The 15,211-nt window shown below is 70.0% G+C and carries 16 protein-coding genes and 1 CRISPR repeat array; of the genes, 1 reads left to right on the top strand and 15 read right to left on the bottom strand.

What is annotated here, in order from left to right:
* Positions 1-117: 117 nt before the first annotated feature.
* Positions 118-937: direct repeats of the CRISPR family, unit length 30 nt; unit sequence GTCCTCATCGCCCCTACGAGGGGTCGCAAC.
* A gap of 186 nt (positions 938-1,123) precedes the next feature.
* Complete coding sequence (locus ACIN94_RS29360) at positions 1,124-3,481, top strand: FdhF/YdeP family oxidoreductase (protein ID WP_400712945.1); 2,358 nt, start codon at positions 1,124-1,126, stop codon at positions 3,479-3,481.
* Here the strand turns inward: ACIN94_RS29360 and ACIN94_RS29355 are convergent.
* The 15 genes from ACIN94_RS29355 to ACIN94_RS29285 form a co-directional block, all read right to left on the bottom strand.
* Positions 3,478-4,137, bottom strand: coding sequence for an RICIN domain-containing protein (locus ACIN94_RS29355; RefSeq protein ID WP_400712942.1), 660 nt, complete (start codon positions 4,135-4,137; stop codon positions 3,478-3,480). The two genes, ACIN94_RS29360 and ACIN94_RS29355, sit on opposite strands and share 4 nt — an antisense overlap.
* A 299-nt stretch (positions 4,138-4,436) precedes the next feature.
* Positions 4,437-5,600, bottom strand: coding sequence for a hydrogenase expression/formation protein HypE (gene hypE, locus ACIN94_RS29350; RefSeq protein WP_400712939.1), 1,164 nt, complete (start codon positions 5,598-5,600; stop codon positions 4,437-4,439).
* Positions 5,597-6,724 carry a hydrogenase formation protein HypD gene (hypD, locus tag ACIN94_RS29345; protein WP_400712936.1) on the bottom strand — a complete coding sequence of 376 codons (1,128 nt, stop codon included), beginning with the start codon at positions 6,722-6,724 and terminating at the stop codon, positions 5,597-5,599. Before hypD ends, hypE begins: the two co-directional genes overlap by 4 nt.
* A 6-nt stretch (positions 6,725-6,730) precedes the next feature.
* Positions 6,731-6,982: a HypC/HybG/HupF family hydrogenase formation chaperone gene (locus tag ACIN94_RS29340; protein WP_400712933.1), complete on the bottom strand. Its 252-nt coding sequence runs from the start codon at positions 6,980-6,982 to the stop codon at positions 6,731-6,733.
* Entirely contained in the window at positions 6,957-7,349 is a 393-nt protein-coding gene (locus tag ACIN94_RS29335) for a hydrogenase maturation nickel metallochaperone HypA (protein ID WP_400712930.1), read from the bottom strand. The genes ACIN94_RS29340 and ACIN94_RS29335 overlap by 26 nt, the downstream gene beginning before the upstream one ends.
* A gap of 81 nt (positions 7,350-7,430) precedes the next feature.
* Entirely contained in the window at positions 7,431-7,535 is a 105-nt protein-coding gene (locus ACIN94_RS29330) for a DUF6893 family small protein (protein ID WP_400712927.1), read from the bottom strand.
* Positions 7,536-7,537: 2 nt separating this feature from the next.
* A complete protein-coding gene (locus ACIN94_RS29325) occupies positions 7,538-8,032 on the bottom strand; it encodes a hydrogenase maturation protease (protein ID WP_400712924.1) in 495 nt (164 codons plus the stop codon).
* Positions 8,029-9,414 carry a hypothetical protein gene (locus tag ACIN94_RS29320; protein ID WP_400712921.1) on the bottom strand — a complete coding sequence of 462 codons (1,386 nt, stop codon included), beginning with the start codon at positions 9,412-9,414 and terminating at the stop codon, positions 8,029-8,031. The genes ACIN94_RS29325 and ACIN94_RS29320 overlap by 4 nt, the downstream gene beginning before the upstream one ends.
* Positions 9,411-10,046: a DUF6084 family protein gene (locus ACIN94_RS29315; protein WP_400712918.1), complete on the bottom strand. Its 636-nt coding sequence runs from the start codon at positions 10,044-10,046 to the stop codon at positions 9,411-9,413. The genes ACIN94_RS29320 and ACIN94_RS29315 overlap by 4 nt, the downstream gene beginning before the upstream one ends.
* A complete protein-coding gene (locus ACIN94_RS29310) occupies positions 10,036-10,674 on the bottom strand; it encodes a DUF5947 family protein (protein ID WP_400712915.1) in 639 nt (212 codons plus the stop codon). Before ACIN94_RS29310 ends, ACIN94_RS29315 begins: the two co-directional genes overlap by 11 nt.
* Positions 10,671-11,234, bottom strand: coding sequence for a NifU family protein (locus ACIN94_RS29305; protein WP_400712912.1), 564 nt, complete (start codon positions 11,232-11,234; stop codon positions 10,671-10,673). The genes ACIN94_RS29310 and ACIN94_RS29305 overlap by 4 nt, the downstream gene beginning before the upstream one ends.
* Positions 11,235-11,301: 67 nt before the next feature.
* Positions 11,302-13,110 (bottom strand): nickel-dependent hydrogenase large subunit, encoded by a 1,809-nt coding sequence (locus ACIN94_RS29300; protein WP_400712909.1) that lies wholly within the window; start codon positions 13,108-13,110, stop codon positions 11,302-11,304.
* 1 nt (position 13,111) lies between these two features.
* Positions 13,112-14,188, bottom strand: coding sequence for a hydrogenase expression protein HypE (locus ACIN94_RS29295; RefSeq protein ID WP_400712906.1), 1,077 nt, complete (start codon positions 14,186-14,188; stop codon positions 13,112-13,114).
* Positions 14,189-14,301: 113 nt separating this feature from the next.
* Positions 14,302-14,997, bottom strand: coding sequence for an SIS domain-containing protein (locus ACIN94_RS29290; RefSeq protein ID WP_400712903.1), 696 nt, complete (start codon positions 14,995-14,997; stop codon positions 14,302-14,304).
* On the bottom strand, positions 14,984-15,205 hold the full coding sequence (locus tag ACIN94_RS29285; RefSeq protein WP_400712900.1) for a HypC/HybG/HupF family hydrogenase formation chaperone: 222 nt from the start codon (positions 15,203-15,205) through the stop codon (positions 14,984-14,986). The genes ACIN94_RS29290 and ACIN94_RS29285 overlap by 14 nt, the downstream gene beginning before the upstream one ends.
* Positions 15,206-15,211 lie beyond the last annotated feature (6 nt).

The raw sequence follows: 15,211 nt of genomic DNA, 5'->3' as shown, positions 1-15,211 counted from the left end.
TTCGCACTCGAAGGATCACGCGATGGCCGTCCTCATTTCACGGCGCCACGCCCACTACCTGGGGAAACTCGTACACCACCTCCGTGGACGCAACCTGTGGGACGCCACCGGCCGCATGTCCTCATCGCCCCTACGAGGGGTCGCAACAGCTGGGCCAGCAGGGTCATGAGGGGTGTCCTTCCGGTCCTCATCGCCCCTACGAGGGGTCGCAACCACAGGCGGCCATGGTCATGGCCAACCAGCTGCACATGTCCTCATCGCCCCTACGAGGGGTCGCAACATGTCGACGCTGAGCGGGCCGCAGCGGATGAGGCGGTCCTCATCGCCCCTACGAGGGGTCGCAACCGCCAATCCTCCCCCATGGCGGTGGTCGGGCCCTCGTCCTCATCGCCCCTACGAGGGGTCGCAACAGGTAGATGCGCGCTTTGTCGCCGACCGCGTTGGGCGGTCCTCATCGCCCCTACGAGGGGTCGCAACGTGGTGACGAAGCCACCGGTGAGCGGAACGACCGCGTCCTCATCGCCCCTACGAGGGGTCGCAACGCCCCATAGTTGGCGGTCGGGCCGACCTCGACACCGGTCCTCATCGCCCCTACGAGGGGTCGCAACCGCCGCGTTCGCCAGACGGGTCGGCAGGTCACGCAAGTCCTCATCGCCCCTACGAGGGGTCGCAACACGGAAGGCGTGGGTCCAGCGGGGGATTCTCCAGCGTCCTCATCGCCCCTACGAGGGGTCACAACCGGAACCCGACCTGTCGCGATGGACCTGGAAAGATGTCCTCATCGCCCCTACGAGGGGTCGCAACGTTTAACACCGTGGCCAGCCATTGCTCCGAGCCGACGTCCTCATCGCCCCTACGAGGGGTCGCAACCCGACGAGCCGCTGGGCGGTGCTCAGGCCGGTGGTGCGTCCTCATCGCCCCTGTGAGGGGTGGCGTCTCGAACGATGCCGTTGATCCCCCGTTGGGGAGAATGCGCCTTCACGGTACGGTTCAGGGGCAGGCTGCGGCAGCTCAGGCGGGGCCGCGGAGAACCGGTGCCCGGGCTGAGGTCTGGCCGGCCCGGTTCCGGAGGCCCGGCTTACGGCTGGTGCCTCTGGCTCGGCGGACGGAGAAGGGAAGATCCATGACGCGACAGGCCCCACTGGACGATCCGGGTGACGAGGGACTGGTCATCTCGGCGCCCAAGGACGCCGCCGCCGGGATCCCTGCCGTCCTGGCCTCGATGCGCCATGCGAACAGCGAGATGGGGGTCGTGCGCAGCACGCTCACTCTGCTGTCGGTCAACAAGGAGGCGGGCTTCGACTGTCCCGGATGTGCCTGGCCGGAGCCGTCCGGTGGGCGTCACCTCGCGGAGTTCTGCGAGAACGGCGCGAAGGCGGTGGCGGAGGAGGCGACGCTGCGCCGGGTGACCCGGGAGTTCTTCGCCCGCCATTCGGTGGCCGAGCTCGGGGAGAAGTCCGACTACTGGCTGGGGAAGCAGGGCAGGCTGACCGAGCCGATGGTCCTGCGTCCCGGAGCCTCCCACTACGAGCCGATCAGCTGGGACGACGCCTTCCGGCTGGTCGCCGACGAGCTGGCCGGGCTCGGCTCGCCGGACGAGGCCGCCTTCTACACCTCGGGGCGTACCAGCAACGAGGCGGCCTTCCTCTACCAGCTGTTCGCCCGGAGGCTGGGCACGAACAACCTTCCGGACTGTTCGAACCTGTGTCACGAGTCCAGCGGGTCGGCGCTGACCGAGACGATCGGGATCGGCAAGGGCAGTGTCACGCTGAACGACATCTACCAGGCTGACCTGATCATGGTGGTGGGGCAGAACCCGGGGACCAACCACCCGCGGATGCTCTCCGCGCTGGAGAAGGCGAAGCGCAACGGGGCGCGCATCATCGACGTGAATCCGCTGCCTGAGGCGGGACTGCGGCGGTTCAAGAACCCGCAGAAGGCCTCGGGCATGCTCGGCGGCGGTACGGCGCTGAGCGACCAGCTGCTGCGGATCCGGGTGAACGGCGATCTGGCGCTCTTCCAGTATCTCGGCCGTGAACTGCTGCGCGCCGAGGAGCGGGAGCCCGGGTCGGTGCTGGACCGGGAGTTCATCGACGGGTCCACCGAGGGGTTCGACGCCTACGCCGCGCACGTGAACGCCCTGTCGGACGCGGACGTCGCGGAGGCGACCGGCCTCACCGAGGAGGAGCTGCGCCGTGCCGTCGAGACCGTGCTCGGCGCGGAACGGGTCATCGTGTGCTGGGCGATGGGCCTGACCCAGCACCGCAACTCGGTGCCCACGATCCGGGAGGTGGTCAACTTCCTGCTGCTCCGCGGCAACATCGGCCGCCCGGGGGCGGGCGTGTGCCCGGTGCGTGGCCACTCGAACGTCCAGGGTGACCGCACCATGGGCATCTACGAGAAGCCCCCGGCGGCGTTCCTGGACGCGCTGGGCGCCGAGTTCGGCTTCGAGCCGCCCCGGAGGCACGGCCACGACGTCGTGGACAGCATCCGCGCCATGCGGGACGGCCGCGTGCGGGTGTTCTTCGCGATGGGCGGGAACTTCGTGTCCGCCTCACCCGACACCGCGGTGACCGAGGCCGCGCTGCGGAACACCGCGCTGACGGTGCACGTGTCCACCAAGCTGAACCGCTCACACGTGGTGACCGGGGGCCGGGCGCTGATCCTGCCGACGCTCGGGCGGACCGAGGCCGACATCCAGGAGAGCGGGCCCCAGGTTGTCAGCGTCGAGGATTCGATGAGCCAGGTGCACCTGTCGAGGGGCCGCCTCAAGCCGGCCTCGGAGCACCTGTTGAGCGAGGTGGCGATCGTCGCCGGACTGGCGGAGGCCGTTTTCGGGGACGACCCGCACGTGCCGTGGGGGTCGTTGGTGACCGACTACGACCGGATCCGCGACCGGATCGCCCGGGTGATCCCGGGATTCTCCCAGTTCAACCAGAGAGTGCGGGAGCGTGACGGGTTCACCCTGCCGCATCCTCCGCGGGACGAGCGCCGGTTCGCCACCCCGTCGGGACGCGCCCGGTTCACCGCCAACCAGCTGGACGTGCTCCGGGTTCCGCGGGGAAGGCTGATCCTGCAGACCGTGCGGAGCCACGATCAGTACAACACCACCATCTACGGGCTGGACGACCGGTATCGGGGTGTCCGTGGGGGGCGGCGCGTCGTGTTCGTGCATCCGGACGACATCGCCCAGCTGGGTCTGGCCGACGGCGAGATGGTCGATCTTGTCAGTGAATGGCAGGACGGGGTGGAGCGGAGGGCGCCCGGCTTCCGAGTGGTGTCCTATCCGACCGCGCGCGGCTGCTGCGCCGCCTATTTTCCGGAGACCAACGTGCTGGTGCCGCTGGACAGTACGGCCGAGGGGAGCAACACGCCGACGTCGAAGTCCGTCGTCGTCCGGCTCGTGCCCCGCGTCTCCGCCGGTTCACCGGACGGGGCCGACGGCCAGGAGAGGGCGCCCGTTCAGCCGCACAGGCTCTAGCCGTACAGGTTCCCTGCCAGCCGCAGCGTCCAGCGACGCGACGGGTGGGTGTCGCAGTCGTACTGGAGTGCCTCGACGTTGTTGGCCGTGCTCACTCCCCCGGCGATCGTCAGGCACTTGCCGGTGTTGACGTTCGTGATCTGGTAGTAGCCCGTGCCGGTGACATCCGTCAGCGTCCAGCGACGCGACGGATGGTCGTCGCAGTCGTACTGGAGGGCGGTGACGTTGTTGGCCGTGCTCACTCCCCCGGCGATCGTCAGGCACTTGCCGGTGTTGACGTTCCTGACCTGGTAGTAGCCCGTGCCGGTGACATCCGTCAGTGTCCAGCGACGCGACGGGTGGGTGTCGCAGGTGTACTGGAGTGCCTCGACGTTGTTGGCCGTGCTCACTCCCCCGGCGATCGTCAGGCACTTGCCGGTGTATCCGTTCACCAGCATCACCGGCTGGGTCGGCGCGATGCGCGTACGGCGTGCGGCGGTCTCCGGGAGCGGAGCCTGGCCTGCCGTGACGTGGGTGCCGGGCGCCGCCCCGAGTCCGTCCGGGGAGGTCGTGGCGGATGCGGCCTGGGCGGGGAGCGCGGCCGGCAGGACCGGCGTGATGAGGCCCGCCGCCAGGGCGGCCAGGACGCGTCGGTGGGCTGAGCGGAAAACGGCCATGGTGGTCCTCCCGTTTCATGGGTGATGCGGTCGGTCTGTGCCGTCGAGGGGTCGTCGACGGCACGGCGGTGATGCTCCGCAGGGGAGCCGTGCCTACGCGGTGGAAGGTCATGTCGGCCTGGCGCGCTGGGCCGGGGAGGATGTCCGCCAATCGTGGATCGTGAGCGGCGGCCCCGCGGTCAGGCGACGTTCTTGTTGTAGCACCGGTGGCGGCCATCTGCTCGGCGACGTGCCGTACTGCGGTGCAGACCACTTCGCAGACGGGACCGCGTCCGGATGCGCCTGCCGGTTGCCGGCTCTCAGCAGATTCTGGGCAGGGGGTCTCCGACCAGCAGGTCGACGATGCGGGTGCCGCCGAAGGAGGTCCTCAGCAGGACCAGCCCGGGCGGGTCGTCGTTGATCCGCCCGATGACGGCCGCGGCGGAGCCGAGCGGATGGGAGCGCAGGGCGGCCAGCGCGGCCTCGGCGGAGCGCCCGTCGACCACCGTGACCATCCGGCCCTCGCAGGCGACGTAGAGCGGATCGATCCCCAGCAGTTCGCACGCCCCGCGTACAGCCGGACGCACCGGGATCGCGTCCTCCTCCAGGACGACCGCGACCTTGGAGGCCTCGGCGATCTCGTTGACGACCGTCGCCACCCCGCCGCGGGTGGCGTCCCGGAGGCAGCGCACCTGTCCGTCGCCGCAGGCGTCCAGCAGGAGGCCGGTCAGCTCGTGGAGGGGCGCGGTGTCGGAGGTGAGGTCGGCTTCGATGTCGAGCTCCCCCCGGGCGAGCATGACGGTGATGCCGTGCTCGCCGATCGGGCCGGACACGAGGACCGCGTCGCCGGGCCGGGCGGCGGCGGCGCTCAGCCGGATGGGCCGGTCCATCGTCCCGATGCCGGCGGTGGTGACGTAGCAGCCGTCGGCCTTGCCGTTCTCCACGACCTTGGTGTCGCCGGTGACGATCCACACGTCCGCCGCCCGTGCCGCCGCCGCCATCGAGGCGGTGATCCGCCGCAGGTCGGCGACGGGGAAGCCCTCCTCGATGATGAATCCGGCCGACAGGTACCGGGGGCGCGCCCCGCACATCGCCAGGTCGTTGACTGTGCCGTTCACTGCCAGGTCGCCGATGTCCCCGCCCGGGAAGAACAGCGGCGTCACCACGTAGGAGTCGGTGGTGAAGGCGAGCCCGTCGACGACCGCGCCGTCCTCCAGCGGCTCCAGCAGCGGGTTGCGGAAGGACTCCAGGAACACCGCGTCGATCAGGGTGTGCGTGGCCTTGCCGCCGGCGCCGTGCGCGAGGGTGATGCGTTCCTCCCGCACGCGTGCTCTGCGGTGGCGCACCCGCTCGATCCGCTGCAGCACCTGCTGTTCACGGCTCAGACCCCCATCCGTCTCGGTCTCCCCTGTTTCAGGACCCGGATGGCCGATCTCGCGGCCTGGGCTCTCCACCCGGACGGTGGTGCCTTCCTCGGCGTTCACCGGTGGGTCGCCTCCTTGACGCGCTCGCGGGAGAAGCGGCCGAAGTTGTAGTAGGCCGCGCACGCGCCCTCCGACGACACCATGCAGGTGCCGATCGGGGTCTCCGGGGTGCAGGCGGTGCCGAACACCTTGCACTCCCAGGGCTTGAGCACGCCCTTGAGCACCTCGCCGCACTGGCATGCCTTGGGGTCGGCCACCCGGCCGCCGGGGATCTGGAAGATCCGTTCGGCGTCGAAGGCGGCGTACCGCTCCGCCACCCGGAGCGCCGACTGGGAGATGAACCCCAGCCCCCGCCATTCGAAGTACGGTCGCAGCTCCATCACCTGGTTGATGACGCCGAGTGCCTTCAGGTTGCCCTCCCAGGGCACCACCCGGGCGTACTGGTTCTCCACCTCCACCCGGCCCTCGGCCAGCTGCACCAGGATCCGGTAGACGGTGTGAAGCACGTCGAGCGGCTCGAACCCGGCCACCACCAGGGGCTTGCCGTAGTCGCGCGCGATGAACCCGTACGGCCGGCAGCCGATGACGGCCGAGACGTGGCCCGGCCCGATGAAGCCGTCCAGGCGCAGGTCGGGAGAGTCCAGGATCGCCTTGATCGCAGGAATGATCATCACGTGGTTGCAGAAGATCGAGAAGTTCTCGATGCCCTCGGCCTCGGCGCGCAGGACGGTCATCGCCGTCGAGGGCGCGGTGGTCTCGAAGCCGATCGCCATGAAGACCACGCGTTTGGCGGGATTGCTCCGTGCGATCTTCAGGGCGTCCAGCGGGGAGTAGACCATGCGGATGTCGGCGCCCCGCGCCTTGGCGTCGAGGAAGGACCCGTTCCCCCCGGGCACGCGCATCATGTCGCCGAACGACGTCATGATCACGTCTGGCTGTTCGGCGATGTGGATGGCGTCGTCCATCCGTCCCATCGGGATGACGCAGACGGGGCAGCCCGGGCCGTGCACGAGCGTGACGGTCTCGGGCAGGTAGTCCTCCAGCCCGTGCTTGTAGATCGTGTGGGTGTGCCCGCCGCACACCTCCATGAACTTGTAGGCGCGGCCGGGCTCACACAGCGCGGCGATCTGCGCGGCCAATGTCTGCGCCTTCCCCGCGTCCCGGTACTCATCGACGAAGCGCATCGGATCTCATCCCTGTTCGATCATGGATTCTCGGAGGGCCGCGATCTCGTCCTCGTATGCCTGGCCGATGCTTTCGAGGAAGTCGAGCGCGGCCTTGGCCTCCGCCTCGTCGATTTTGGACAGTGCGAACCCGACGTGGATGAGGATCCAGTCGCCGGGTTCGAGGGAGTCCTCCTCCAGCAGGCCGATGTTGATCGCGCGCCGTACCCCGCTGACGTCGACCATGGCCAGGTCAGGACGGTCCGACAGGATTTCCACGATCTCGCCGGGAATTCCCAGGCACATGGGTGGCCTCCGTCATCTGGATGGATTCGAGGACGAGGTCGTCGCCGCCCTCGGTGTCGATATCGGTGCCCCCGCACTCGGGGCAGGTGGCGAAGGGGTCGGCCGACTGGGCCGTCTGGCCGCAGGACCGGCAGATGAGCTGCACGGGGACGATGACCAGGTCCACCTGCGCCCCCTCGGCCAGTGACCCGTCCGCGACCAGGGCGAACGCCTGGTTGATCGCGGGTTCCGTGATGCGGAGCTTGGCACCCGCCTGCACCCGTGCGCGTTCCACCCGCCGGCCTGCCGCGCGTCGCTCCACCGCGTCGAGGATCGCCTCGGCGATCCCGAATTCATGCATGACTGAACGTCACCTCGTTCCGTGTGGTTCCATCGGGCCGTGCGCCACGGCCCGCCGTGCGATGTGACGGCCCGCGGGCCGTCACATCTTCCTGATCCGCAGGTAGCGCCTGATGTCGGGGATCGACTGGACGACCAGCACCCCCACCCCGACGAGCAGCGCTCCGACGATCAGACGTTTCACCATGGTCATTCCTCCTCGTGACCCGCGCCGGCGTACACCGGCGCGAGCTGTTGCCGGACCAGTTCCAGGACGAGCTCCACCGCGGGGCCGACGGCGTCCGCGACCGGTGCGCTCAGCTCCATGCCTGGGGAGAGGTCGGCGGGCTCGCAGCCGACGAGCAGGATCCGGCCGGTTCCGCCGCCGAGCGTGCCCGCCAGGGCCAGCACCGACTCCGGCGTCATGGCGTGGGCGTCGACGAAGGAGCCCGGGCACTCGCCCGGCGACGGCTCCAGCACGTACAGCGTGCCGGGCGGGCTGCCCCGCGCCGCGGCGTCGAGAATGATCGCGGTGTCGTGGCCGCCGCCGGTGAGCTCGTAGGCGAGGTGGATGCCGCGGATACCGAAGTCGGTGACCCGGACTCCGTCGGGGAGGTCCATGGCCGCCAGTTGCCGGGCCACCGTGACGCCGAAGCCGTCGTCGCCGAGGAAGATGTTCCCGACGCCCGCGATGAGGATGCTCACGCGCCGGCCCCCTCGTTCTCGATCCTGTCTCCGGACGGTTCGGCTCCGTCGTCCAGGGGCTCCACCTCGTCCGGGGCGAAGTAGAGGAAGCGCCCGTGGGATCGGAGCAGGTCCGCGCCGGGGTCGTCGTCGAGGGTGACGGCCAGGTGCCGTGTCCCGTCGAGGTCGAGGAGTACGGCCTCCACCCGGGCGGTCCTGCCGGCCAGGAACATGTCGTGGGCGTCGGCGCGGCGCCTGCCGGGAACCAGCCGGACCCGGCTGCCCTTCGCGACCGCCACCCCGGAGACGACCACGCTGTCGGTGTCCGGCGACACGCCGGCGTCGGCCGCCGGGTCCCACCAGGGTGTGCCGGCCGCCTCCTGCTTCCGGGGCGCGTCCACGTATCGGATCGCCCCGTGGAGCCGCTCCACCAGCTCGGGCGGCAGGTCGCCGACCATGTCGAGAAGCTGGGCCGCCCGTGGGTCGGTCGCCCGGGCCTCGCGCGTCTCCTCGTCGGTGAGGGTGAGCGTGCGCAGGTGGAGGATCTCGTCGATCTCGGTCGAGTCGAACAGGTCGCCTGGGCTCTCGGGGGCGATGTTCGGATAGTCGTACAGGATGATCGGTGACGACAGCACCACGTCGCGGTGGCCGGGCTCGCCGACGAGCACGGGCCAGGTGTGCTCGTTACGGCAGCTCTCCGCGACCGGCCGGGCCCACTCCGGTGGGTCGAGCAGGGACACGAAGGCGCCGCCGGTCACCCCGATGAGCAGGTGGGCCGAGACCAGTGAGCGCCGGAGCGCCTGCTCGCGCGTCGCGTCCGGCCCGTCCCAGCCTGAGGTGTTCTCCACCCGGACGCGCAGCCTGACGAGGTCGTACGGCCCCGGCACCCGCTCGGCCCCGGCCCGCAGCGCCGCGCGGAGCGGCAGGTGCTCGGAGACGACGCGGCCCTCTCTCTGGCCGGACGGCGCGAGGATCAGTTCGGCCGAACGGTCTCCGGGGACGCGCACCTCGACCGTCTGCTCGGCGTCGAGCAGTGCCGCGATGGGCAGGACGGCCTCCACCTCGCGCTCGGTCGCCTCGTCGAAGGTGAGGTAGGTCCGCTCGCCGCTTCTCAGCTCGCCGACCGGCCGGTGTCCGCCGTCCTCGGCCCGCTCGACGCTCCGGGTCCTGACGTGCAGGAACCGCAGACGCAGGCGTACCACGGCGTCCTCGGCCCGTTCGAGGAGGCATTCGGTCACGCTGGAGGAGGGTTCGGCGGTGGCGGAGAACGCGGGGGGCACGAGCACCCCGAACTGCCAGCGCACCCGGTTCTTGGCCGCCGAGGCGCGGTAGGGGTAGAGCAGGTAGCCCTCGTACAGGACCGCGTCGGCCACCCTGCGGGCGATCTCCATCGGCACGCTCATCCCGCGTTCTCCTTGAGGAGTAGTTCCACGGCCTCGTCCCAGGTGGCCGCGGCGCGTCCGGACTTGAACCGGTGCAGGGCCCGCAGCGTGTCCCGGCGCAGCCGCAGCCATCCGCTCTCCGGGAAGTAGCGGTCCATCAGCTCCCGCCAGACGGTCACCGGGAGCCCGTGGCGGGTCTCGCAGTGCCACGGCACCTGTCCCACCGTGAAACCGCCGGGTGTTCTGGCGAACACGGTTCCGCTGAAGAGCAGGAGCAGCGGGACCTCGCCCTCGTCGAGGGCGGCGAAATACTTGCCCGCGGCCACCTCCAGGTCGTAGCTGCAGGGCACGGGCAGGTCGATCTCGGTGGCCCCTGCGAACGCGGGGACCGTGATGGAGACGGTGGCGAACTGCAGGGGTTTGAGTGTGTCGCCCCAGCGGGAGGGGTCGCCGAAGAGGTCACCGAGGAGTTCCGCCTCTGCCGGGGCGTAGCGCCGCAGGTGGGGTTCCACCCGGATCTGGCAGCGCAGCGCGATGGCGTGCAGTCCTCCGGGGGACGGTTCGGTGATCCGCAGCCGGAAGACCAGTGTCGGGAAGGCCGCGTGCGGCTCCGCCCGCGCGCCGACGCAGGTGAACGTGAGTTCATCGGCCATCGGCTTCTCCTCCGGGGCTCGCGGGCGGCACGACGTGGCTGCGGCGGCGCAGTTCCGCGAAGAAACCGTCGATGGCCTGCCACGCCTCCCCGCCGCCGTCGAAGCCCTTCCAGTGCAGCCGTACCAGGCCGACGAGTCCGTAGCAGGCGGCGATCGGCACCAGGTAGCAGGCGAAGCCGCCCTCCGGGCGGCGGTCCACCAGGAGCGCCTCGACGTCCGGTTGGGCGTCGGCCAGCGCCGGGTTGGCCGCCAGGACGCGTTCCCAGGTCGTCAGCGGGAGGAGGGACTCGGTCGCCCCGGCGGGGCTCGGGTAGAGGGCGACGGTCTGGCCGAGGGTGGAGTTGTGGAAGAAGAATGCCATGCGGACCGGGATCTGGAGTGCGTCCCAGTCGGCCTCGGTCAGCTGGAACGACGGGGCGTGGAGGTAGCGGTCCGGCATCGCGCGGTAGCGGGCTCCGGCGTCGCGGGTGAACAGCAGGTGGCAGGCCCGGCAGGTGCACAGCAGGGCCCGGCTCTCGATGTTCACCACGTGGCCGTGTTCCTCGCCCGTCGGCTTGGCGCACATCTCGCACCGCGCCACGTCCGCCTGCCGGGGCTCGCGGAACCGGCGCAGCCCGGTGGCCGTCACGAGACCTTCTCCGGCACGGTGCACGGGCCGGGGGGCGGGCGGTGCTGGATCTGCAGCAGCGGTGCCCGGTCGTCCGCCACGCCCTCGACGTCCACCCTGGACACCTCCGGTGCGGCCCGCAGGACGGCGCCTTCGATGGCGTGGGTGGCGGTGAGCTGCGAGGAGGGACAGCCGTGGCAGGTGCCCGAAAGGCGCAGCCGTACGACCCCGTCCGCCTCCACGCCGAGCAGTTCGACTCCGCCCTCGTGCAGGCCGAGGTAGGGCCGTACGGTGTCGAGGGCCTCGCGGACGCGCTCCGCCGTGGTCAGCGGGTGCAGGTCGTGCAGCACGAGGAGGCCCGAGACGAGGTCGTCGGCGGCGAGGTGGTGGAGCACCTGGGCCGCCTCGGCCTCGGTGACGATCTCGATGACGCGTTCCAGGCCCGCTCCGTAGAGCTCGACCAGCACGCGGACGAGTTCCTCGGCCTTGGCCCGTGCCACGGGGTCGCCGAGCGTGGCGAGTTCGGCGAGCAGCGCCTCGACGCGGCCGCCGGCCGCCTGAACGTCCTGGGCGTGCGGCATCGTGCCCGGCCCACCTTTCCTCACGTCCTTACGCCGGGGAGCCGTCCGCTCCCCGGCGGCCGACCGGTCACAGGGTGCTGGCGGCATGGGGGGTGTGCAGCTTGCGTAGTTCCTTGCCGTCGCCGAGGTACATGTGGACTCCGCACGGCAGGCAGGGGTCGAAGCTGCGCACGGCGCGCATGATGTCGATGCCCTTGAAGTTCTCCGGCGGGTTCTCCTCGAAGATCGGGGTGTTCTGCACGGCGTCCTCGTACGGTCCCGGCACGCCGTTGACGTCGCGGACGCTGGCGTTCCACGGTGTCGGCGGGTACGGATGGTAGTTGGCGATCTTGCCGTTCCTGATCACCATGTGGTGCGACAGCAACCCCCGTACCGCCTCGGTGAACCCGCAGCTGATCGCCTCCTCGGGGACCGTGAACGGCGCCCAGGTCTGGGTGCGTCCCGCGCGCACCTCGGCCAGCCCCTGCTCGGCGAAGTACAGCGCGCACGCCGCCGCGTAGGCCTGGAAGTAGGTGCGGGCCCGGTTGCGTTCCAGCGCGTTGGACATCAGCTCGCCGTTACGCTCGGGGATCTTCCACTCGAAGGTCTTCTCCGGCCTGGTGGCCGTCCTCGGCAGGTTGATCTGCACGCTGTGACCGGTCGCCCTGACGTAGCCGATGTCCACCTTCCCCGACAGCGCGGTCGACCACAGCCGGGCGATCGGGCCGCCGCCGGTGTCCAGGGCGAGCATGTCCTGCCCGTCGAACCAGCGCGGCGACATCACCCAGCTGTACTTGTCGTCGAAGTCACGCTTCTGCGGGTGCGGGATGGTGTGCTGGTTCCACGGGTGACGCATGTCGACCGGGTTGCCCAGCGGGTCGCGGGTGACGAACGGCTCCTGCCCCTGCCAGTCGTCGTAGTAGGAGCTGCCCAGCAGGATCCGGATGCCGAGGTTGATGTCGACCAGGTCGTTGGTGACGAGCCTGCCGTCGACGATAATGCCGGGGGTGACGTACATCTCGCGCCCCCAGGCGCTCATGTTCTCGTAGGTGAAGTCGCAGTGCTGCGGGTTCTGGAAGGTGCCCCAGCAGCCCAGCAGCACGCGCCTGCGGCCGACCTCCTCGTAGCCGGGCAGCGCGTCGTAGAAGAAGTCGAACAGGTCGTCGTGCATCGGCACGACGCGTTTCATGAACTCCACGTAGCGCATCAGCCGGCTCAGGTAGTCGGTGAACAGCTGCACTGTCGCGACCGTGCCGACCCCGCCGGGATACAGCGTGGAGGGGTGGACGTGCCGCCCCTCCATCAGGCAGAACATCTCCCGGGTGGTACGGCTCACCGCCAGCGCCTCGCGGTAGAACTCGCCTTCCAGCGGGTTCAGCGAGCGCATGATGTCGGCGATCGTCTTGTAGCCGTGATCGGCGGCGTGCGGGGCCTCGGTCCGCTCGGCCTGGGCCAGCACCCCGGGGTTGGTCTCGCGGACCATCTTCTCGCAGTAGTCGACCCCTACCAGGTTCTCCTGGTAGATGTTGTGGTCGAACATGTACTCGGCCGCCTCACCGCAGTTGAGGATCCACTCCCCCAGTGCCGGCGGGCGGACGCCGTAGGCCATGTTCTGCGTGTAGACCGAGCAGGTGGCGTGGTTGTCACCGCAGATCCCGCAGATCCGGCTGGTGATGAAGTGCGCGTCGCGCGGGTCCTTGCCCTTCATGAAGATGCTGTAGCCGCGGAAGATCGACGAGGTGCTGTAACACTCGGCCACCTCCCGGTTCTTGAAGTCGATCTTGCAGTAGATGCCCAGGCTGCCGACGATCCGCGTGATGGGATCCCACGACATCTCGACCAGCTCGCGTGGCTGCCCCGACGGGGCGGTCCGCTTCGATTTCGGTGAGGTCTTCACGTCAGCTCCAGGACGCCTTGTAACCGGTGAGCAGCTCGCGGCCCTTCTTGCGCCACTTCGGCTCCTTGTCGACCGTTCTGAGAGTGATGCCGCGCAGGGTGCGGATCACCCCGCCGTAGGCGCCGCTGACGGTCGAGGACACCCGGGCGCCGGGCGGCTCGTCCATGAACGGCATGAACTTGTCCGGGAAACCGGGCATCGTGCACGCGATGCAGATGCCGCCCACGTTCGGGCAGCCGCCGATGCCGTTCATCCAGCCGCGCTTGGGCACGTTGCACTTGACCACCGGCCCCCAGCAGCCGATCTTCACCAGGCACTCGGGCGTGCCGTACTCGGTGGCGAACTGTCCCTGCTCGTAGTACCCGGCCCGGTCGCATCCCTCGTGCACCGTCTGGCCGAACAGCCAGGTGGGGCGGAGCGCCTCGTCCAGCGGGATCATCGGCGCCTGCCCGGCCACCTGGTACAGCAGGTAGAGAATCGTCTCCGACAGGTTGTCCGGCTGGATCGGGCAGCCCGGCACGTTGACGATCGGCAGCCCGGCCTTCGAGCGCCAGTCCCAGCCCAGGTAGTCGGCGACCCCCATGGCGCCGGTCGGGTTGCCCGCCATCGCGTGGATGCCGCCGTAGGTCGCGCAGGTGCCGGCCGCCAGCACCGCCGTCGCCTTGGGCGCCAGCCGGTCCAGCCACTCGCTGGTGGTCATCGGCTGACCGGTGTCCGGGTTGTTGCCGAACCCGCACCAGTAGCCCTCCTGCTTGATCGCCTCGTTCGGGATCGACCCCTCCACCACCAGCACGAAGGGGTCCAGCTCCCCCCGGTCGGCCTTGAAGAACCATTCGATGAAGACGTCCGCGCCCTGTACCGGCCCGGACTCGAAGTCGATCAGCGGCCAGTGCACCGCGACCTTGGGCAACCCCGGAAGCGCGCCCAGCACGATCTCCTCGATGCTCGGCTGGGTGGCCGCGGTCAGCGCGACGGAGTCCCCGTCACAGCTCAGCCCCCCGTTGATCCAGAGAATGTGGACGACCGGCTCTTCCTGCTCCCGCGGCGTACCGCCCGCCGTCTCCGTCTGCGCTGTCATGCCGCCTCCCCACTCCTCGTCGATGGCGATGGATCGTTGTCGGTGTGGGGGACTGTGCGATGGGGGTCAGAGCGGCGGCTCTCCCGGGCGGCGGCCGCGGCGAGCCACGGCGGTCACCCGGTGTCCCCGGTGTCGTGGACCTGTGCCGCGCCGAGGGCGTGCTGGGTGAGTTCCCACAGCACGTGGTAGACCGTCGTCTGGGCCTCCTGGATCCGGTGCACGGACGACGACGGGATGACGAACAGGTAGTCGAGCAGGTCGAGCTCGGCCAGCCGGCCTCCCCGGTCCCCGGCCAGGCCGATGGTGAGCATGCCCCGGCGCGTTGCCTCCTCGAAGGCCCGGACGACGTTGGAGGAGTCTCCGCTCGTCGTCAGGCCGACGGCGATGTCACCGTGCCGCCCCAGCGCCGCGAGCTGACGGGCGAAGACGACCTCGAATCCCACGTCGTTGGAGAGGGCGGTGACCACGGCGACGTCGCTGGTCAGGGAGAGGGCCGGCAGGGAGAGGCCGTAGGGCGGGTGCAGGAAGGCGGTGGCCACCTCCTGGGCGTCGGTGCTGCTGCCTCCGTTGCCGAAGGCGAACAGCCGCCCGCCCGAGGCGAACCGCAGGGCCATCTCCCCGGCGCACTCCATGAGCGCGTCGGCCGACGCCTCGGCCACCTGCCAGCGCAGCCGTACGATCTCGGCCGCCTTGTCCTCGGTGGACCGGCCAGCCTCGGCCAGCACCGACTGGATGTCGCTCCGCCCCTCGTAGAGGAAGGGGTACAGCTCCCGTACCCCCTCGGTGGGCGGCTCCTCAAGCGTGCTCATCACCGTCTCCTCTCCCGATCACGGCGATGGCCTCCTTGGCGTGCACGAGGACGGTGTCGCCCACGGCCGCGTCGACCAGCGCCACGCTCACCTCTTCGGCGACGCCACCGGTGTCGACCACCGCCAGGCCCGGATCGACCAGCCGGATCACCGTCACCGGGATGGCCTCGTCGGAGCAGGTGACGCACACGCCTTCGGAACAGTCCATGGGCCC

Source organism: Streptosporangium sp. NPDC087985 (assembly GCF_044741965.1).
Taxonomy (GTDB): domain Bacteria; phylum Actinomycetota; class Actinomycetes; order Streptosporangiales; family Streptosporangiaceae; genus Streptosporangium.
The sequence above is the reverse complement of the archived record's forward strand: the minus strand, read 5'-3'. Positions and strand labels throughout refer to the sequence as shown.

Coding starts and splice junctions, on each gene's coding strand:
- ACIN94_RS29315 (WP_400712918.1), bottom strand. CDS start 10,046: ATGGCCGATGAACTCACGTTCACCTGCGTCGGCGCGCGGGCGGAGCCG.
- ACIN94_RS29305 (WP_400712912.1), bottom strand. CDS start 11,234: ATGCCGCACGCCCAGGACGTTCAGGCGGCCGGCGGCCGCGTCGAGGCG.
- ACIN94_RS29320 (WP_400712921.1), bottom strand. CDS start 9,414: ATGAGCGTGCCGATGGAGATCGCCCGCAGGGTGGCCGACGCGGTCCTG.
- ACIN94_RS29330 (WP_400712927.1), bottom strand. CDS start 7,535: ATGGTGAAACGTCTGATCGTCGGAGCGCTGCTCGTCGGGGTGGGGGTG.
- ACIN94_RS29360 (WP_400712945.1), top strand. CDS start 1,124: ATGACGCGACAGGCCCCACTGGACGATCCGGGTGACGAGGGACTGGTC.
- ACIN94_RS29285 (WP_400712900.1), bottom strand. CDS start 15,205: ATGGACTGTTCCGAAGGCGTGTGCGTCACCTGCTCCGACGAGGCCATC.
- ACIN94_RS29335 (WP_400712930.1), bottom strand. CDS start 7,349: ATGCATGAATTCGGGATCGCCGAGGCGATCCTCGACGCGGTGGAGCGA.
- hypD (WP_400712936.1), bottom strand. CDS start 6,724: ATGCGCTTCGTCGATGAGTACCGGGACGCGGGGAAGGCGCAGACATTG.
- ACIN94_RS29355 (WP_400712942.1), bottom strand. CDS start 4,137: ATGGCCGTTTTCCGCTCAGCCCACCGACGCGTCCTGGCCGCCCTGGCG.
- ACIN94_RS29295 (WP_400712906.1), bottom strand. CDS start 14,188: ATGACAGCGCAGACGGAGACGGCGGGCGGTACGCCGCGGGAGCAGGAA.
- ACIN94_RS29290 (WP_400712903.1), bottom strand. CDS start 14,997: ATGAGCACGCTTGAGGAGCCGCCCACCGAGGGGGTACGGGAGCTGTAC.